Origin of the sequence: Nonomuraea sp. NPDC049419, from assembly GCF_040676995.1 — a bacterium.
Taxonomy (GTDB): Bacteria; Actinomycetota; Actinomycetes; order Streptosporangiales; family Streptosporangiaceae; genus Nonomuraea; species Nonomuraea salmonea.
The window spans coordinates 122,414-140,757 of sequence record NZ_JBFAQB010000017.1; the positions used below are offsets into that span (position 1 = coordinate 122,414).

At 72.2% G+C, this 18,344-nt stretch carries 18 protein-coding genes and 1 pseudogene; 10 read left to right on the forward strand and 9 right to left on the reverse strand.

Features of this window, described 5'->3' with window-relative positions; translation table 11 throughout:
• Nucleotides 1–39: 39 nt before the first annotated feature.
• Both AB0K12_RS36205 and AB0K12_RS36210 read right to left on the reverse strand, forming a co-directional pair.
• Nucleotides 40–615: a VOC family protein gene (locus tag AB0K12_RS36205; RefSeq protein WP_364571518.1), complete on the reverse strand. Its 576-nt coding sequence runs from the start codon at nt 613–615 to the stop codon at nt 40–42.
• Between the two features lie 87 nt (nt 616–702).
• Nucleotides 703–1,647: an acyltransferase domain-containing protein gene (locus AB0K12_RS36210; protein WP_364571520.1), complete on the reverse strand. Its 945-nt coding sequence runs from the start codon at nt 1,645–1,647 to the stop codon at nt 703–705.
• Between the two features lie 290 nt (nt 1,648–1,937).
• Here AB0K12_RS36210 and AB0K12_RS36215 point away from each other — a divergent pair, with 290 nt between their 5' ends.
• From AB0K12_RS36215 to AB0K12_RS36225, 3 genes are all read left to right on the forward strand, one after another.
• A complete protein-coding gene (locus AB0K12_RS36215; RefSeq protein ID WP_364571522.1) occupies nt 1,938–2,522 on the forward strand; it encodes a TetR/AcrR family transcriptional regulator in 585 nt (194 codons plus the stop codon).
• 59 nt (nt 2,523–2,581) lie between these two features.
• Nucleotides 2,582–3,160, forward strand: coding sequence for a cyanamide hydratase (locus AB0K12_RS36220; protein WP_364571524.1), 579 nt, complete (start codon nt 2,582–2,584; stop codon nt 3,158–3,160).
• A 166-nt stretch (nt 3,161–3,326) separates the two neighbouring features.
• Complete coding sequence (locus AB0K12_RS36225; RefSeq protein ID WP_364571526.1) at nt 3,327–3,890, forward strand: NUDIX domain-containing protein; 564 nt, start codon at nt 3,327–3,329, stop codon at nt 3,888–3,890.
• 4 nt (nt 3,891–3,894) lie between these two features.
• Here the strand turns inward: AB0K12_RS36225 and AB0K12_RS36230 are convergent, their stop codons facing one another.
• Both AB0K12_RS36230 and AB0K12_RS36235 read right to left on the reverse strand, forming a co-directional pair.
• On the reverse strand, nt 3,895–5,217 hold the full coding sequence (locus AB0K12_RS36230) for an SLC13 family permease (protein WP_364571528.1): 1,323 nt from the start codon (nt 5,215–5,217) through the stop codon (nt 3,895–3,897).
• A gap of 78 nt (nt 5,218–5,295) precedes the next feature.
• Nucleotides 5,296–6,483, reverse strand: coding sequence for a CoA transferase (locus tag AB0K12_RS36235; protein ID WP_364571530.1), 1,188 nt, complete (start codon nt 6,481–6,483; stop codon nt 5,296–5,298).
• A 111-nt stretch (nt 6,484–6,594) separates the two neighbouring features.
• Between AB0K12_RS36235 and AB0K12_RS36240 the strand changes: the two genes are divergently transcribed.
• The gene (locus tag AB0K12_RS36240) at nt 6,595–7,476 is read left to right on the forward strand and encodes a LysR family transcriptional regulator (RefSeq protein ID WP_364571532.1); all 882 of its coding nucleotides are present in this window, start codon (nt 6,595–6,597) and stop codon (nt 7,474–7,476) included.
• Here AB0K12_RS36240 and AB0K12_RS36245 read toward each other — a convergent pair.
• Nucleotides 7,469–8,851, reverse strand: coding sequence for a tannase/feruloyl esterase family alpha/beta hydrolase (locus AB0K12_RS36245; RefSeq protein WP_364571534.1), 1,383 nt, complete (start codon nt 8,849–8,851; stop codon nt 7,469–7,471). The genes AB0K12_RS36240 and AB0K12_RS36245 overlap by 8 nt on opposite strands.
• A gap of 294 nt (nt 8,852–9,145) precedes the next feature.
• Between AB0K12_RS36245 and AB0K12_RS36250 the strand changes: the two genes are divergently transcribed.
• From AB0K12_RS36250 to AB0K12_RS36270, 5 genes are read left to right on the forward strand one after another with little or no spacing between them, the layout of a single operon-like run.
• The gene (locus AB0K12_RS36250; protein WP_364571536.1) at nt 9,146–9,961 is read left to right on the forward strand and encodes an ABC transporter ATP-binding protein; all 816 of its coding nucleotides are present in this window, start codon (nt 9,146–9,148) and stop codon (nt 9,959–9,961) included.
• Complete coding sequence (locus tag AB0K12_RS36255) at nt 9,948–10,658, forward strand: ABC transporter ATP-binding protein (protein WP_364571538.1); 711 nt, start codon at nt 9,948–9,950, stop codon at nt 10,656–10,658. Before AB0K12_RS36250 ends, AB0K12_RS36255 begins: the two co-directional genes overlap by 14 nt.
• Before the next feature lie 59 nt (nt 10,659–10,717).
• Nucleotides 10,718–11,959, forward strand: a complete 1,242-nt coding sequence (locus AB0K12_RS36260) for an ABC transporter substrate-binding protein (RefSeq protein ID WP_364375481.1) — start codon at nt 10,718–10,720, stop codon at nt 11,957–11,959.
• A gap of 9 nt (nt 11,960–11,968) precedes the next feature.
• Nucleotides 11,969–12,832 (forward strand): branched-chain amino acid ABC transporter permease, encoded by an 864-nt coding sequence (locus tag AB0K12_RS36265; protein WP_355416738.1) that lies wholly within the window; start codon nt 11,969–11,971, stop codon nt 12,830–12,832.
• A gap of 2 nt (nt 12,833–12,834) precedes the next feature.
• Nucleotides 12,835–13,905, forward strand: coding sequence for a branched-chain amino acid ABC transporter permease (locus AB0K12_RS36270; RefSeq protein WP_364571702.1), 1,071 nt, complete (start codon nt 12,835–12,837; stop codon nt 13,903–13,905).
• Here the strand turns inward: AB0K12_RS36270 and AB0K12_RS36275 are convergent.
• From AB0K12_RS36275 to AB0K12_RS36285, 3 genes and pseudogenes are all read right to left on the reverse strand, one after another.
• Nucleotides 13,787–15,790, reverse strand: coding sequence for a GAF domain-containing protein (locus AB0K12_RS36275; RefSeq protein ID WP_364571541.1), 2,004 nt, complete (start codon nt 15,788–15,790; stop codon nt 13,787–13,789). The genes AB0K12_RS36270 and AB0K12_RS36275 overlap by 119 nt on opposite strands.
• A 340-nt stretch (nt 15,791–16,130) precedes the next feature.
• Complete coding sequence (locus AB0K12_RS36280) at nt 16,131–16,763, reverse strand: TetR/AcrR family transcriptional regulator (protein WP_364571543.1); 633 nt, start codon at nt 16,761–16,763, stop codon at nt 16,131–16,133.
• A 349-nt stretch (nt 16,764–17,112) separates the two neighbouring features.
• Nucleotides 17,113–17,238: pseudogene (locus tag AB0K12_RS36285) on the reverse strand (hypothetical protein); the annotation flags it as partial.
• Nucleotides 17,239–17,495: 257 nt separating this feature from the next.
• Between AB0K12_RS36285 and AB0K12_RS36290 the strand changes: the two are divergent.
• Nucleotides 17,496–18,041 carry a dihydrofolate reductase family protein gene (locus AB0K12_RS36290; protein ID WP_364571545.1) on the forward strand — a complete coding sequence of 182 codons (546 nt, stop codon included), beginning with the start codon at nt 17,496–17,498 and terminating at the stop codon, nt 18,039–18,041.
• Here AB0K12_RS36290 and AB0K12_RS36295 read toward each other — a convergent pair.
• Nucleotides 18,020–18,325, reverse strand: coding sequence for a hypothetical protein (locus AB0K12_RS36295; protein WP_364571547.1), 306 nt, complete (start codon nt 18,323–18,325; stop codon nt 18,020–18,022). The genes AB0K12_RS36290 and AB0K12_RS36295 overlap by 22 nt on opposite strands.
• Between the last annotated feature and the right edge of the window lie 19 nt (nt 18,326–18,344).

Here is an 18,344-nt window from a genome sequence, read left to right on the forward strand (position 1 = left end):
CGTCCAGCATCCCTCAGGCGTTTCCGCGCGTACAGCGGATCATCGATCGCGTGGGTCCTTCAGCGAGCGCATGGTGTCGACCAGGGTCTCGTGGATGTACTCCAGCTCCGGCGAGGTGAAGTCCGTCCAGTCACCGGCGTCCTCACCGGCGTCCTCGGCGGTGTCCTCGGCGGTGTCCTCGGCGGCGTCCGCCGACGCGTCGTCGGAGTCGCTCCAGGTGCTCCCGGCCGCCGCAGGGTCGTGGCGGTACACCCACCACAGGTTCCCCGAAGGGTCCTGGAAGCGGGCGAGGATGTCGCCGAAGAAGCCGGTCGGGCGGGTCACGACGCGGGCCCCGCGCGCCGCCGCCCGGTCGAGGGTGACCTCGACGTCGTCCACGTAGACGCGGGTGAGCGCCGGCGTGAACGGCCAGTCGGGCTTGCGGTCGGCGATGGTCAGCAGCGAGTCACCGACGCGCAGCTCGGAGTGCAGGACGAGCCCGTCCTTGTCGTTCGTACGGGCCTCGGGCACGTCCACCGCACCGAACACCGCGATGAGGAAGTCGATCAGTCCGGCGGCGTCGTCGGTGACGATGAACGGGTTCACGGTGTTGGAACCCGCGGGCACTGCGGTCATGGTGCGTCCTTTCAGCAAGCGGAACGAAGGGATGCACGCATGGTCGCCAGCGGTGCGGCCACTTGATGTCCTGAATGCGGCCGCTTTTCAGATCGGGAAGCGGCCGTCGCGCCACTGCCAGTGGCGGCCCGCCTTGAGGTGGTCGATGACCGCCCGCTGGAGCGCGGTGCGGCGCGGCAACTGGTCGAGCGGCGTGGTCAGCGTACGGAAGACGAACCGCAGCACCTCGACGTCGGCGTCTATCCCCTCGGGCTCCTCGTACGGCTGCAGCTCGAACCTGCGCTGGAACCGCACGATGTTGGAGTCGGCCGGCAGGTATTCGCTGAGCTGCGGATCGAGCAGCCACGAGCCGCAGGAGAACGCCGTGTGGCGCTCGTCGGGGAAGTGGCGGGGGAAGAACGCGCGGGCCCGGTCGAGCGAGGCGTCGATGGCCTCGGGGGTCAGCGGACCCGACTCGGGGATGTGCAGCTGAACGGCGGTGTCGCCGCGGTGGAACTGCAGCCGGCCCAGGTCGTAGAGGCCGCCGCGGACGTGCAGCGTCAGCCAGTTCTGGATGACCGGCCAGCCCTCGCGCTCCATCCGCCGGTCGATGGCGAGGTTGCGGCCGAGGTCGGCGAGGGTCGTCCAGGACACGTCCTCGGGTACGCCGTGGTCGCGGTGGTAGCCGAGGACGACGTCGATCAGCGCGAGGTAGGCGTAGACGTACAGGTGCCGCCAGGCGGGGCCCCGATCGCGCGGCAGCGAGGGGCCGAACGGCAACCAGCCGTAACCGCCGAGGTCGGCGCGGACCATGGCGGTCGCGCGGTCGAGCAGCCAGCGCAGCTCCGGCGTCCACAGCGGGGAATCGGGGTCCGGCCAGCCCTCCATGATCTCGGCGGCGTCGTCGGGGCGTACGGCGAGCCGGTCGAGGATCGCGGGTGCGTCGGCCTTGGCGGGCGGCGGCGCGGACGGGAGATCGCCGGCGAGGCGATGCACGCGCTCGACGTCCTCGAGGGGAACCCCGAGCCGGGAGGCGATGTCGTCAAGCTTCATCTGGCCGACTTTACCTGCGGGAGGTTAGGATACAACTGTATCCATAAGGAGATCGCCAGCATGCCCGACCAGCCGTCCGCCTTCACCAGCGACCGTGCCCGTGACCGCTACCACGCCGTCTACGACCGCCTGCTTCAGGAGCTGTGGCCGGTGCCTGTGGACGCCTTCGACGTCGAGACCCGGGCCGGCACCGTCCGCGTGCATCGCGCGGGCCCCGTCGGTCGAGGCCCCCGAGCTGGTCGCCGACCGTATCCTCTCCTTTCCCGGGACCGAGCAGGCGGGAGACGCGCATGCCCCGACAGGTGGATCATGACGAGCGGCGGCGGCAGCTGACCGAGGCGCTGCTGCGCATCGCGAGCACGCGCGGGCTGGGGGCGGTGTCGATGCGGGAGATCGCCGCCGAGGCCGGGGTCTCGCTGCGCGTCGTCCAGTACTACTTCGCCAACAAGCAGGCCCTGCTCGAATCGGGCCTGACCGAGCTGGGCGCCCGCATGAACCGCCGGGTCAGGCGGCGCATCACCGACTCGGGCACGCCGGCGCCGCGCGAGCTGCTCGCCGCCGTGCTCGCGACGATCGTCCCGTACGACGAGCAGAGCCGCCTCGACTCCCTGGCCTGGACCGCCTACTACACGGCCGCGCTCACCGACCCGGCGCTCGCCGCCGCCGGCCTCACCCTGCCCGACGCGCTGGAGGACTTCCTCACCGTACGGCTGGCCGGCGCCATCGCCGCGGACCGCGACCCGCGCATCGAGGTCGCGTCCCTGCTGGCCCTCGCCAACGGCCTGACCTCCAGCGTCCTCAGCGGCCAGCGCAGCCACGAGGACGCACTCAGAATCATCGACTACCGCCTGGACCGCCTCTTCGAGCAGGACTGACCGGCGACACGCACCCCTGACCACCGTGCCGCGGTCTTCACGTGAGGGACACTCGGCTCGTGACCCTGGAGACTCCCGCCTCTACGGCGGCGCTGGCGGTGGCCCGGCGCTTCTACCCGCCGGCGCTGCTCGACCACTGCGTCCGCACCCGCCTGTGGGGCACGACGTACGCCGCGGCGCACGGCATCGCCATCGACGACGAGCTGTTCTCCGTCGCCGCCCTGCTGCACGACATGGGCCTGACGAAGGCGTTCGACAGCCACACGATGCCGTTCGAAGAGGCGGGCGGGTGCCTCGGCTGGGTCTTCTGCACGGCGGCCGGCTGGCCGGACGAGCGGGCCGCCAGAGCCGAGGAGATCATCGTGCTGCACATGCGCGCCGACGTGTCCGCCGCCGACGACCCCGAGGCGCACGTCCTCCAGGTCGCGTCCAGCTTCGAGGTGGTGGGACGCTGGCACGAGCGGTTCCCCGACGACGTGCGCGCGGACGTGCTCGCCCGCCACCCCCGCCGCGACTTCGCCGCCGACCTCCTGGCCGCCTTCGAGGACCAGGCGCGCCGCAAACCCGGCAGCGCCGCCGCCCGATCGGTGCGCAACGCGCTCGCCGAGCGGATGGCCGCCAACCTCCTCGAAAGCTGAGGTCTCCCAGGGCGGCGGCCATGCGTCGGCCGCTCGGGTGATGCGGGCGACGCGAGAACCCCTGGCCCACGCCGCCCGAGCAACCGTCCCCACGCTACGGCTCCGCGGGCCCGTCCGGTGTCCGGTGAACACCCGACAAACCGCGCCTTCCCGTACGGTGGCGATCATGACGGACGCATTCCGGGAGCGGCTGGCGCGACAGGTCGCCGGCATCACCCCGTGGGACGAGCAGGAGGCCGCGCACCTCGCCGAGACGCTCGCCTGGATCGCCAGCGGCGTGCCGCTGCACCGGGCGGACGCGCCCGACGTCCCCGACCCGCATCTCGTCGCCTACACCGTGGTCATGGACCCGGACGGGCGGCTGCTGCTCGTCGACCACCGCAAGGCGGGGCTGTGGCTGCCCAGCGGCGGGCACGTCGAGCCGGGCGAGGAGGTGTGGGAGACCGTCGAGCGGGAGTGCCGGGAGCTGCACATGGCGGCGCGGCCGGGTCCCGTCGCCGGGCGGCGGCCGTTCTTCGCCACCGCGACGCGGACCAGGGGCGCGCACCCGCACACCGACGTCTCGCTCTGGTTCCTGCTGGAGGCGGACGCCGTCACCTCCTACGACGAGGGGGAGTTCGCCGGCATCAGGTGGCTGTCGCCGCGGGAGGTGCTCGACGAGCCGGCCGGGCGGCTCGACCCGCACATGCACCGCTTCACCGCGAAGCTCATCGACGCCGTAGGGGCGTGACGCCTCACCACCATCCGAAGGCGGCCCAGGTCAGGGCCGGTGCGACGACGATCGAGATCAGTCCGTACGTGAGGAGCTGCCGGAACAGCCTGGGCCGCACCGCGGGCTCGGCGGCGCCCAGGATGAGGCCGCCGGTGATGCCCAGCGGGTTGAGGTCCACCAGCACCGAGGCCAGCGCCAGGGCCAGCACGCCGCCGACCGGGGGGAGGCCGGCGTCCACCAGCGGGGGCAGCAGCGGCATGACGGTCGCGAACACCGCGATCGAGCTGGCCGCGAAGGACGTGATGCCGGCGACGTAACACAGCACGAGCAGGCTGAGCAGCGGCGCGCCCGTCACCCCCAGCAGGTCGCTGATCTGCTTGAACGCGCCCAGGTGCTGCATCAGCCCCACGTACGTCAGCAGGCCGCCGATCAGCAGCACCACGTTCCACGGGATCCTGGACACCACCTCGCCGATCGGCATCCTGAACGCCAGCTGCAGGATCAGGGCGGCGGTGAGGCCGAGGTACCCCACGTTCATGCCGAACCCGACGGACAACACGACCACCGCACCCATGCACACGAGGGTGAAGGCGCGAGCCCCCGGCCGCTGCGGCGCCATGGCAGGCGCCTCCGGCTCAGCGGTGACCGTCACTGTCCCGCCCCCTGACGACGTGGGGGTGGGAGTGGTGGGCGCGATGGGAGGGGTTCGGGCGGGGGTCGAGGTGCGGCCGCGGGGGATGCCGCCTTTCCAGCGGCCCACCGCCAGGACGCCCGCGCACACGACGAGCCCGGCGAGCAGGCCGCCGGCCAGGAACGTGACCGGGGCGGAGCCGGGCAGGCCGATGCCGAGCTTGCCGCCCAGCTCGCGCGCCGTGACCCCGTACACGGCAAGGGGCGACAGCAGGCCGCTGATGATGCCGGTGACGCCGAGCACGGCGGCGAGCATCGGTGAGATGCGGTAGCGCGCGGCGAAGCCGAGCGCGATGGGGGAGACGATGGCGGTCGCGGCGGCGGGCAGGGTGCCGGCGGCGGTGAGGACGGCGCCGATGGCGAACGGGGCCAGCGCGATCAGCACGAGCCGCCCGCCGGCCAGCCGCAGCAGCAGGTCGAGCAGCCAGTCGAGGGTGCCGTTGTGGTGGGCGACGGCGAACAGCGCGGTCACCCCGACGATGAGCACGAAGAAGTCGGCGGGGAAGAACGCCGTCACGTCGTTCTCGGTGACGCCGGCCGCGAGCCCGAGCAGGAACGCCGCCGCCAGGGCGCCGAGCCCGAGGTCGAAGCCGGGGATCAGGGTGGCCGCGAGCAGTCCGGCCAGCACGATGATGGACAGGGTCGCCAGGGTCATGGGCAGCCTCTTCCGTCGGTCAGGCGAGCCCTGCGCGGGCAGGGAAGGTTCGCTCGGAGGTTGTCAGGGTCAGGTCGGTCAGACCACTCCTCGGTGGCGCAGGGCTTGGATCTCGGGGTCGGTGAGGCCGGCGAGGTCGCGGAGGACGTCGGCGGTGTGTTCGCCCAGGGCGGGGGCGGGGATGCCGGGTGCGAGGTCGAAGCCGGAGAAGCGGCCGGCCGGGGCCTGCATGAGCCGGGCGCGGCCGGTCCTGGCGTCGGGCACCTCGACGATCGAGCCGCGGGCGCGGATGTGCGGGTCGGCGCAGATGTCGGCGGCGGTGTTCACCGGTCCGGCGGCCACGCCGGCCTCGGTGAGCAGCGCCATCAGGGGGTCGAGGTCGTGCGCGGCGACGAAGGCGGCGACCCGCGCCTCGATCTCGGCGCGGTGGTCCAGCCGGGCGGTCATGGTGTCGTGGACGGCGAGGTCGCCCGCGTCCATGACCTTGACGAGCCGGCGCCACATCTGCTCGGTCGAGGCGGGCAGGGCCAGCCAGCGGCCGTCGCGGGTGCGGTAGAGGTCGTTGGGGCTGATGTGCGGGTTGCGGTTGCCCTGGCGCTCGCGGTTCTCGCCGGTGACGCCGTACTCGACGATGAAGTCCTCCATCATCCGCAGCAGCGGCTCGTACAGGGGGATGTCGGCGAGCTGGGCCTGCCCCGTGCGGTCGCGCTGGCGCAGCGCGAGCATGGCGGCGAACGCGGCGTAGATGCCGGTCACGCCGTCGGCCACGGGATAGCCGGCGAAGACGGGCGGCCCGTCGGGCGATCCGGTGCGGTGGGTGAGGCCGGCGAACGCCTCGGCGACGCGGGCGAAGCCGGGCCGGTCGGCGTAGGGGCCGGTCCTGCCGAACGCGCTCACCTGCACCATCACCAGGTCGGGCCGGTAGGCGCGCAGGTCGTCGAAGTCGATGCGGAAGCGGCGCAGGGTGGCGGGGCGGAAGTTGGTGACGACGACGTCCACGGCCGCGGCCAGCCGCCCTACCAGGGCGGCGGCCTCGGCGTGGTGCAGGTCGATGGTGACGCTGCGCTTGCCGCGCCCGACCATCGTCCAGGCGGCGGACTCGCCGTCCTCCAGGGGCGGGTAGTGGCGGGCCGGGTCGCCCGTGGCGGGATGCTCGACTTTGATCACTTCGGCGCCGAACTCTCCGAGCAGCGCGGCCGCCAGGGGCCCCGCCAGGATCGTCGACACGTCCAGGACGCGCACCCCGCTGAGCGGACGGTCAGACAAAGAACTTTCCTTTCACCCGAGAGTACGAGGGTCACGATCCCCCTCAGCCGGAGCGGCGGGAAGACGGCGGAGGGATTCACAGGTGGAAGGCTTCGCCTTTATGGTGGCGCGGTGCGGGTGGAACGGGCGCGATACTTCCTGGCCGCGATCGAGACGGGCTCGCTGCGTGCGGCGGCGGCCAGGTGCGGGGTCAGCCAGCCGACCGTCGGGCAGCAGATCGCGCTGCTGGAGGAGGAGCTCGACGTCGTGCTGCTCACCCGCAGCAGGCACGGCGTGCACCCGACACCGGCGGGCCAGGCGCTGATCGAGCCGCTGCGCAGGCTGGTCGCGGCCGAGGAGGCGGTGCGCGAGTCGGCGATGGAGACGAGCGGCTCCTATCGCGGGCGGGTGCAGATCGGCGGCGTCACGGTGGCCGTGGAGACCGTGATCGCGCCGGTGGTGGGCCGGTTGCGGCGCTATCACCCGGGGCTGCGGTTCAGCGTGCGCGAGGGGGCGTCGGCGGCCGTGGAGGCGGCGGTGCTGGACGGCGAGCTGGACTTCGGGGTGGTCACCATGCCGGCCGGGCCGGCCGCGCCGGGGCTGCGCAGGATCCCGCTGGCGTCCGCGCCGGTCGGCGTGTACGCGCGTACCGACCACCCCTTGGCGGGCCGTGACCAGGTGCAGTGGCGTGACCTGGAGAGCTGGCCGGTCGTCACCATGCGGGCGGGCACCGTGATGTGGGAGACCCTGCACCGGCATGTGCCGGCACCCGACGTCGTCGTGCAGGCGATGTCGGCGCGGACGGTCAAGGTGATGGTCGGCCAAGGGGTCGGGCTGGGCGTGCTCGCCCGCTTCGACACCTCGGCCGACATCACCGACGTGGTGTGGATCCCGCTGTCCGACGCCGAGCCCGTGCACCTGTGCCTGACCCAGCGTCAGGACAGCAGGCCGTCGCCGTCCGCGCTCATCGTGCGCCGGCTCATCAGGGACCGGGCGGGCGAGCTGGTCAGCTGATGGCGCAGGTGTTGACCAGGTCACCCGAGGTCGCGCGGGGGACGGTGGCGCTGCGCGGCGGCTGCTCGCCGCGGTCCGTCCAGCGCTCCAGGGCCTCGAACGCCGTCCGCATGCACGGCAGCAGGGGCCGCATGCGGTCGGGGAACATGTCGTACTCGATGTCGAGGTGCGAGGCGCCCTCCATGCGGTAGTAGCGGTGCAGCGCGCTCCTGCCCTGCTCGCGCACGGCCTGGGCGTACGCGTCGCCGTGCACCCTGATCGGCAGCAGCGTGTCGAGCGTGCCCATCACGGTGATCAGCGGCTTGCCGATGCGGCCGGAGTGGGAGGCCCGCCGTACGGCGTCGTGCACGCTCTTCGGACGATTGGCGTAGTCGTAGTCGGCGTCGCAGTTGGGGGTGCCGCTCCGGCAGTACGGGATGCCGGCGTCCAGGTCGCCGTCGAAGCCGGGGTCCACCTCCTCGCGGTAGCGGCGCTGGGTGCCGTCCCACAGGACGCTGTAGTTGAAGTCCCACAGGAACTCAGAGCCGGGCGCGAAGCCCGCCCGCAGCATCGCGGCGTGCGCCTGCTCGTCGCCCGTGGCCTTGTACGTGGGGTATTCGCGCAGCGCCACCGGCAGGTACGTCAGCGCGTTGCGCTGCTGCCTGCCCGGCGGCCAGTAGGTGCCCTCGGAGTCGACGCCGCCGTCGTACAGCTCGGGGTGGTTCTCCAGCGCCCACCGGACGAGCTGGCCGCCGTTGGAGATGCCCATCGCGTACGTCCTGCGCGCCTGCCGGCCGTAGTGGCGGGCCACGGTGGCCTTGGCGGCGACCGTCACCTCGGTCATCCGGTGGTACCACTCCCTGATGGCGTCCCCTGGCCGCTTGCCGTCGTGGTAGAAGTTCGCGTCCACGTTGCCCTTGTCGGTGGAGGCGTAGGCGTACCCCTTGGCCAGCACGAAGTCCGCGATCGTGTAGTCGTTGGCGTACTGGCGGCGGTTGCCCGGCGCGCCGGCGACGACCAGCCCGCCGTTCCACCGCTCGGGGAGGCGGATGACGAACTGGGCGTCGTGGTTCCAGCCGTGGGTGGGGTTGGCGGTGGAGGTGTCGGCGAAGTAGCCGTCGAGCTGGATGCCGGGCACGCCGCTCGGGTTGCGGGTGCCGGCCGCGTGCAGGCCCTGCCAGTCGGCCTGGTCGGTGTGGCCCGAGGCGACCGTGCCCGCGGTGGTGAGGTCGTCCAGGCAGGCGGCGACCTGGTGCTGCGCGCCGGGCACGCGCAGCCGGTTCATGCCGTGGCAGCGGGCGTCCGCGGCGGCGGGGGACGCCATCGGCGCCAGGGGGATCGCCACGAGCGCGGCCATCAGGGCGGAGAGAGACGTTCGGCGAAGGGACAGAGGCATGTGCGACTCCCATCGATCAGACGGACGCCATGCTGATCCAGCGTTCCCGGCGCGGCGACGTACGTGGTCTCCACTGTTCGGCGGCGACCTGTGGAGAGGGTGTCCATCGGTTCGCCGGTGAGAGCCCGATCGGCCGGCCGGAAAGCCGGAACAGGCGACGGATGCCGCGTACCGGTGTGTGTCACCGCATAGCGGGCGGTCCGAATGTGTGGGTGCCTCACCTGGTCCGCCGTCGTGGGCGCGACCTAGCGTTCACGGTGTCCGAGGTCGCGTTGTGACACGTGAGGAGGGCGCATGGGAGCAGGACCCACGGGGTCCGCAGGTCCCGCGGCGCAGGCTGCGAGCCCGCCCGCCGGGCCGGTGCTGCGGGCGCGCGGGCTGGTCAGGGAGTTCCGCGGGTTCCGCGCCGTGGACGGCGTCGATCTCGACGTGGCCGAGGGCAGCGTACACGCGCTGGTGGGGCCGAACGGCGCCGGCAAGACCACCCTGTTCAACCTGCTCACCGGCTTCCTGAAGCCCACGGCGGGCAGCGTGGTGATCGACGGGCACCGCGAGCTGGCCGGCCGCAGCCCCGAGGCGATCAGCCGGCTCGGCGTGGCGCGCTCGTTCCAGATCACCAGCCTGTTCACCGACCTGACCCCGCAGCAGCACGTCGAGCTGGCGCTGGCCGGGCCGACGGGCCTGGGCTGGCGGTTCTGGCGCTCCGACCGGGCACTGGACCGCTTCGCCGCGCCCGCCGCCGAGCTGCTGGACCGGGTCGGGCTCGCGGGCCACGCGGGCGTCCCCGCCGGCTCGCTGTCGTACGGCCGCAAGAGGGCGCTCGAACTGGCGCTCGCGCTGGCCATGGACCCCAAGGTGCTGCTGCTCGACGAGCCGACCGCCGGGATGGGCGTCGAGGACGTGGACCGCACCATCGAGCTCGTCCGCACGATCCGCGCGGGCCGCACCGTCGTCATGGTGGAGCACAACATGAACGTGGTCGCCAGCCTCGCCGACCGGGTGACCGTGCTGCAGCACGGCAAGGTGCTGGTCGAGGGCGCGTACGCCGAGATCCGCCACGACCCCCGCGTCATCACCGCCTACCTCGGAGACTCCGATGCTGCGCGTTGAAGGACTGTCCGCCTGGTACGGCGAGGCGCAGGCACTGCGCGAGGTGTCCATGCGGGTCGACGAGGGCGAGATCGTCACCCTGGTCGGCCGCAACGGCGCCGGCAAGACCACGCTGCTGCGCTGCCTGATGGGCCTGCACGGCACGTACGGCAGGACGACCGGCACGATCGCGCTGTCCGGCGCCGACATCACCGCGCTGCCCCCGCATGCCAGGGCCCGGCGCGGCCTCGGCTACGTCCCCGACGACCGCGGCATCTACGCGACGCTGTCGGTGGAGGAGAACCTGACGCTGGCGCCGCCGGTCAAGGGCGGCGGCCCCGCGCCGTGGTCGCTGGAGCGGGTCTACGAGACGTTCCCGCATCTGAAGGAGCGGCGCCGCTCGCCCGGCACCACGCTGTCGGGCGGCGAGCAGCAGATGCTCGTGCTGGCCAGGGTGCTGCGCACCGGCGCCAGGCTGCTGCTCTGCGACGAGCCGACCGAGGGCCTGTCGCCGCTGTTCGTGCAGCGCATCGGCGAGATCCTGCGCGAGGTGCGCGCGGCGGGCACGACGGTGCTGCTGGTCGAGCAGAACGTGCACTTCGCCGCGACGGTCGCCGACCGCCACTACCTGCTGGCCGAAGGGCGGATCGTCGAGTCGCTCGACCGCGACCAGGTGCGCGAACGCGAGCACCAGCTCCTCGAATACCTCGGAATCTGACGACATATGGACGATTCGCCACCCCTGAGGAAGACAGAACGGTAGAGGAGATGCCGCACATGAGAATCACGGGCTGGAGCGGCGGGCTGGCCGCCGCGACGCTGGTGCTGGCCGGATGCGGCGGCGGGCCCGGCGGTGGCGGCGGCGCGATCAGCGACGGCGGGGTGGTGCTGGCCGTGCTGAACGACCAGTCGGGCATCTACGCCGACACCTCGGGCCGCAGCACGGTCGAGGCCGTCAAGATGGCGGTCGACGACTACCGCGCCAAATACGGCGACAAGGCGGTGGCCAAGCAGGTCGAGGTGGTGGCCGCCGACCACCAGAACAAGCCCGAGATCGCCAACTCCAAGGCGCAGGAGCTCTACGACCGCGAGCACGCCGACGTCATCCTCGACGTGCCCACCTCGTCGGCCGCGCTCGCCGTCGCCACGGTCGCCAAGAACAAGAAGAAGGTCTTCATCGACGTCGGCGCCGCCAGCACCGAGCTGGAGGGCAAGGCGTGCAACAAGTACACCTTCCACTACGGCTACAACAGCTACATGCTGGCCCACGGCACCGGCACCGAGGTCACCAAGGACGGCGCGAAGAACTGGTACATCGTCTACCCCGACTACGCGTTCGGGCAGGACATGAACAAGACATTCAGCACCGCCATCCAGGGGGCCGGCGGCTCCGTGGTGCAGTCGGACCCGACGCCGTTCCCCAACGACAACTTCTCCACGTTCCTGCTCAAGGCCCCCGGACTCGACCCGAAGCCGCAGGTGCTCGGCACCATGCACGCCGGCGGTGACCTGATCAACCTGGTCAAGCAGTACAACGAGTACAAGCTGCGCGACAAGGGCGTGCAGCTCGCGCTCGGCCTGCTGTCGATGAGCGACATCCACTCGCTCGGGCCCGACGCCCTCGCCGGCACCCGCTACACCACCATGTGGGCCTGGACCTTCGACGAGCAGACCCGCGCCTGGGCCGACAAGTTCCAGGCCAAGGTCGGCAAGCGGCCCACCTCCAACATGGCCGCCAACTACTCGGCCGCCCTGCAGTACCTGGAAGCCGTGCAGCGCGCCGGCACCGACAACTCCGACAAGGTGGTCGCGCAGCTCGAAGGCCACTCCATGGAGGACATGTTCGTCCGCAACGGCACCATCCGCGCTCAGGACCACCTGCTGCTGCACGACGCGTACCTGACGGAGGTCAAGGCGAAGAGCGAGGTCAAGGAGCCGTACGACTACGAGAAGGTGCTCAAGACCATCCCGGCCGCTGAGGCGTTCCAGCCGCAGCCCGACCCGGCCTGCAAGCTGTAGGCGGCCGGCGTGCTCCAGCAGGCGTTCAACGGGCTGGTGGGCGGGTCGTTCTACGCCCTGCTCGCCCTCGGCCTGGCCGTCATCTTCGGCATGCTGGGCGTGGTCAACCTCGCCCACGGCGCGTTCTACATGCTCGGCGCCTTCGGCGCGTTCATCGCGCTCGACTCGTTCGGGCTGAACTTCTGGGTGGCGCTCGCGCTGGTGCCGCTGCTGCTCGGCGTGGCGGGCGCGGTGCTGGAACGGCTGTTCATCCGGCGGCTCGCGCCGCTCGACCCGCTCTACAACTTCCTGTTCACGTTCGGGCTCGCGCTGATACTCCAGGACCTCATCCGCCGCGAGTACGGCGTCAACTCCCAGCCCTACCCCCGGCCGCCCGCCCTGGAGGGCACAGTGGATCTGGGGCTGTTCACCTACCCGGCGTACCAGGTGTTCGTGCTCGGCGTCTCGGTCCTGATGTGCCTCGCGGTCTGGGTGGTGCTCACCAGGACCCGCGTCGGCATGATCGTCAGAGCCTCGACCGAGCGGCCCGAGCTGACCCGCGCGCTCGGCATCGACGTCGGCCGCTGGGTGACGCCGGTGTTCGGGTTCGGGATCGCGCTGGCCGCCTTCGCCGGGGTGCTGGCCGCGCCGATGCGCGCGGTCAACCCGCTGATGGGCGCCGACCTGATCATCACGGTCTTCGCCGTGGTCGTGATCGGCGGGCTCGGCTCGGTGTTCGGCTCCGTCGCCGCCGGGTTCGCCGTGGGGCTGGTGTCGGCGCTGGGCAACCTCTACGTGCCCGCGCTCTCCCAGATCCTCGTCTTCATCCTGATGGCCGCCGTGCTGCTGTGGCGGCCCGCCGGGTTGTTCGGACGCGAGGAGGCGTACCGGTGATCATGTCCAGGCTGGCCCGCTCCGGCAGGGGCGGGATCGTGCTCCTGGTGGCCGGGCTCGTCGCCGCCCTCGTCCTGCCGTGGCTCATCTACCCGCCGGTCGCGCTCGACATCGTCTGCTGGGCGCTGTTCGCCGCGGCCGTGGACCTGCTGCTCGGCTTCACCGGGCTGCTGTCGTTCGGGCATGCCGCGTTCTGGGGCGGGTCGGCGTACGCCACGGGGCTGATCGTGCTGCACGGCGGGCTGCCGTTCCCGGTGGCGATCATCGGCGGCGCGGCGTTCGCGGCGCTGCTCGCGCTGCCCATCGGCTATCTCTCGGTACGCCTGACCGGCATCTACTTCGCCATGGTCACCCTGGCCTTCGCCCAGATGCTCTACTTCCTGGCCAACCAGTGGCGCGGCGTCACCGGCGGCGAGAACGGCCTGCAGGGCATCCCGCGCGACCTGCTCGGCCTCGACCTCAACGACCCCTTCTCCTTCTATTACGCGGGCCTGCCGTTCGTGCTGCTCGGCCTCGCCGCCGCCTGGCGGATCGTGCGCTCGCCGTTCGGCCGGGTGCTGGTCTCCATCAGGGACAACCCCTCCCGCGCCCGCGCACTCGGCTACCCCGTCGAGCGCTACCGGCTGCTCGCGTTCGTGCTGTCGGCCGCGCTCGCGGGCGTCGCCGGCGGCGTCTTCGCCATCGGGCACGGCTTCGCCTCGCTCGACGGCCTCTACTGGACCACCTCGGGCCAGGTCGTGATGATGGTCATCCTCGGCGGCATCGGCACGCTGTGGGGCGGTGCCATCGGCGCCGCGATCGTCGTCCAGCTCCAGGACTTCCTCGCCACCGCCGGGTTCGAGGGCATCGGCATCGTCACCGGCACCATCTTCATCGTCATCGTGCTGCTGTTCCGCCGCGGCATCTGGGGGACCGTCCGCCACCTGCTCGCCACCCGCCGTACCGCGCCGCCGCTCAGCTCCGCAGCCGATGCAGGCGCAGCGCCAGCTGGATCTCCAGAGCCCGCTCCGGCTCCTGCCAGTCCTCGCCCAGCAGGCGGCTCACCCGATGCAGCCGCTGGTGAACGGTGTTGATGTGGACGTGCAGCCGCTCCGCCGTCCTGGACAGCGCGCACCTGCTGCCGAAGTACGTCTCCAGCGTCCGCACCAGCGACGTGCCCCGGCGCGCGTCGTAATCCAGCACCGGGCCCAGCGTCGCCTCCAGGAACCCCTTGGCGTCGCGGTGCGCGCCGATCAGCAGGCCGACGAAGCCCAGCTCGCGGGCGTCGGCGCCGTCGTCCATGCGGTCGAGCGCGAGCAGCGTGTCGGCGCAGCGCCTGGCCTCCCGGTGCGCGGCGGGCACCCCGGACAGGTCGCGCACCGGGCCCGCCGCGCCGACCGTCACCGGCGCCGCCAGCGCCGCCCCCAGCTCCTTGGCCACCCGTCGTGCCGTCTCACCTGGCACGTCGCCGGGCAGCAGCAGGACGACCTCCTCGCCGCGCGCCGCCGCCAGCCCGTGCGCCGCCGCCGCATACGACGCCGCCCAGAACGCGGCCCGTCCGCGATGCCTGGGCGAGGCGCAGCGCGCCGACAGCACCACGTAGGGCACGTCGCGCTCCAAACCCACGCGCCGGATCCGCGCTTCGAGCCCCGGCACCCCATCCGCCGCGCCGCCGCCGGTCCGGCCCGTCACCCCGTCCGTCACCCCGTCCGTCACCCCGTCCGTCGCCCCGTCCGTCGCCCAGCCGTCGGACCAGCCGCCGGTCCTTTGACCCACTTTGCCGTCCAGGAGGTCGTCCAGAAGTTCGCCCTGGACGCGCGCCTCCGCCTCCGCCGGGCTTCTGCGCAGGAGCATCGCGAGCGCCGTCACCAGGGCGGCGCGTTCCAGGATGCGGCGGTCGGCGTCGTCCAGGTCGGCGTCCGTACGCAGGGCCAGCGTGCCCAGCACCTCGCCGGGCGTCGAGATCGGGGTGACCCATAGGTCGCCGTGGCGGGTGGTGCCGCCCCGGGGATGCGCGGCGGCGGTGACGGCCGGCAGGTCGTCCTCGGCCGGCGGCACCGCCCCGCCCGAGGCGACCAGGCAGCGGCCGGCCGCGTCCAGCACGTACAGGGTGCCGCCCAGCACCTCGGTGACCACCGCCGCCACGTCGCCCGCGTCGCCGCCCTTGACGACCAGCGCCGTCATCCGGTCGTGCGCCTGCGCCGCCCGCTCGATCGCCGCGCCGCGCGCCCGCAGCCGCCCGTTGACCGCGTCCAGCTCCTCGACCGTCGCCCTGGTCTCCGCCAGCAGCCGCGCGGTGCCGATGGCCAGCGCCGCGTGCGCGGCCAGCGAGCCCAGCAGCACCGCCTGCTCGGGCGCGAACGGCCGCTCGGTGCGGTTGGCCGCGTACAGCACGCCGATCACCCGGCTGCCCACCCGCATCGGCACGCCCAGGATCGCCACCAGCGCCTCCTCGGCCACCGCCGCGTCGATGAACGCCTGGTGCCTGAACTGCGGGTCGCGCAGGTAGTGCTCGGTGCTGTACGGCATCGCGGTCTGCGCCACCAGCCCGCCGAGCCCGTCGCCCAGCGGGATCCGCAGCCGCCGGAACGCGGCCGAGATCGAGCCGTCCGTCATGCGCATGCGGGTCTCGCCGCACTCGTCGTCGTTGAGCGTCACGTACGCGATGTCGGCGTTCAGCAGCCGCCTGGCGCGGCGCACGATCGCCTCCAGGATCGCGTCGAGGTCGCGCAGCCCGGCCAGGTCGCCGGCCAGGTCGAACAGCGCGGTCAGCTCGGCCTCGCGGCGCGCCTGCCTGCGCATGCCGGCGCTCACCCGCAGCGCGGTCAGCTTGGCCGCCTCCAGCTGGGCCAGCGTCTCAGGGGTCGCGCCCGCCGCGCGGGCCGAGGCCACCGGCTCCTCGAACTCGACCGGCGCGGCCTCCCTGGCCAGCAGGTCGAGGAAGACGTTGCACGATGCGAGGGGGGTTTGCACGGTCATTTGCACGGTCATCGGCGCGTCCGTCCGGGTGCGGGGGGTCGGCGGCGGCACAGTCTGGGGCACGCCCTGGGGCGCTGGCCGGGGCGCTGCTGGGGGCGCTGCTGGGGGCGCTGTCGGGGGCGCTGCCCGGGGTGCGGGCCGGGGCGCTGGCCGGGGCGCGGGCACGGCATGGTCACGCATGCGGGCCGGCGGGTCGTGGGCGTGGAAGGGTGGTCAGGTCCTGCGACAGGGCATGCAATGGGGCCTCCAGAGCACAACGAGCAGGGGTCTGATCGGAGTCCGCCAGGTTACTAAGCGCATAGTCAGTCCGTGAACGGTCGCTTGTCAACCGGTGGCCGGACTATTCGCCGTCCGGCGCCAGCAGCTTCAGCGCGAGGTCGGCATAGAACTCGCCGAGCTGCTCAGGGGAGTCGGCCCCGTCCAGCCGGTACCACCGGACCAGGTCTATGGTCAGCGACAACATCGCCCGCGTGACCCGCTTGACGTCGACTTTCGCGAACGACCCGTCCGCCACGCCGCGCGCCACCGCGCCCCTGAAGTAGCCGTTGGTCTGGTGGCGCAGCTCCACGATCTCGCCGTAGTGCTCGGGGGTCAGATGGTTCAGCTCCATCTGGCAGACGCGCGCCGTCACGTGGTGACGGGCATGCCACACCGTGTACGCCGACACGATCGCCCGCAGCCGCTCCGCCGAGCCCTCAAGCGCCACGATCGCCGGGTCCCTGATGTGCGCGAGCACCCGCTCATGACCGGCCCTGATCACCTCGAACAGGACCAGCTCCTTCGACGGGAAGTGCACGTAGAGCGCGGCCGGGCTGAGCCCGACGCACTCGGCGATGTCGCGCGTCGTCGTGGCGTGGAAGCCGTTGGCGGCGAAGCAGCGCACCGCCGACGACAGCAGGCCGCGCTGCACCTCCCCGAGGTCCGCCCTCCACAGATCGGGAGAGTGGTCACGCAGCCGGGGATCTGCCGCCAAGTCCTGCGCGGTGAATCGGGCCTGCCGTCGGGCCATCCGCGACCCTCGCCCCCTTCGACTCCGAGTGCGTGGTATCGATGCCGCCCGCGGAGCCCGCCGGCCACCTGGTCGTGACCTCTTGCCGCGAGTGTTTCGTACTCGCAGTCTAGAGCTGACTATGCGCTTAGTCACCACCTCTCTCGGAGCTCGTTGCTCAGCCGGGCAGCGCGTCCCGGATGAGCGCCGCGTCACGGTCGAGCAGGCCCCGCGCCCGCCGCCGCCCACCGGCGGCGAGCACGATCCCGTCACCCGGATAACGCGGCACCACATGGAGGTGAAGGTGAAAGACCTCCTGCCCGGCAGCCTCCCCGTCGGCCGACGACACCCGCACCCCCTCACACCGCAGCCCGGCTCCCTGTGGGCCGGCCGCTGCGCGCAGGGCGGCGGCGACCCTTCGGGCGGCGCGCCAGAGGGGCGCCGCCCATCGCATCCGCATTACGCGTCGCCGCAGCCGCAGCCGCAGGAGTCGCCGTCGCCGGTGCCGCGTCCCGGGTCGTCATCGGCGCTTCTCCAGCGCGGCGTACGCGTCCCTGACCCCGCACTCACTCAGGCCGCCGCAGGCGCGGGACGGGCCACCTACCGCTCATGCCACCAGGAAAGCGCCGCTGTCGGTTCTGTACAAGACCGGCAGGGACTCGGCCGCCTAGTGTCTCGTTCATCGACGAAAGCGAAAGAAGGAAAGAGGACCCAACCGTGGGCAAGATCGTGTCGAGCTTCTTCATCTCGGTGGACGGCGTGGTCGAGTCGCCGGACCAGTGGCACTTTCCGTACTGGTGCGATGAGATGGGAGCGTTCGTCCAGGCGGGGATGGAGAGCGCGTACGGCTTCCTGATGGGCAGGAAGCTGTACGACGAGTGGTCCAGCTATTGGACGACCACCGACGCCGACCCGGAGATCGCCGCGACGTTCAACGAGGCCAGGAAGTTCGTCGTCTCCAGCTCCCTGGAGAAGGCCGACTGGGCCAACACCACCGTCATCTCGGGCGACGTCGCCGCCGGGCTGCGCGAGCTCAAGGAGCGGAGCGAGGGCGACCTGCAGATGTCGGGGTCGGCGACGACCGTGCGGTGGCTGCTCGCCAACGGCCTGCTGGACGAGCTGCACCTGCTCGTCCACCCGATCGCGGTGGGACGCGGGCAGCGACTGTTCGAGGACACGCCGACGCACCCGCTCAAGCTGACCGGGTCGGAGACGTGGTCGTCGGGCGTGATCCTGGCGAGCTACGCCCCTGCCGACGCCTGAGGGGTCGCGCTCAGCGGGGGGACTCGCGCGGGTAGCATGTGGCGAACCCGCGCCATCTGGCCGCGACCGCTGATCGTCTCACCGCCGCGCAGGGTCACGTCTTTGATTCGGCCGACGACGACGATGCGCCGATCTTGGCGGTGGCGTACTGCGTGAGCACCCATTCGGCGCAGTTCGGCGCCCAGATGCCGACCCATGCCGCGCGCGAGCAGGCCGAGCGCCACCTCGTTCACGGCGGCGTCGAACTCCGCGTACGTCCACCGCCGCCCCGTCGCCACCTCCACCAGCGCCTCCCGCCCTGCG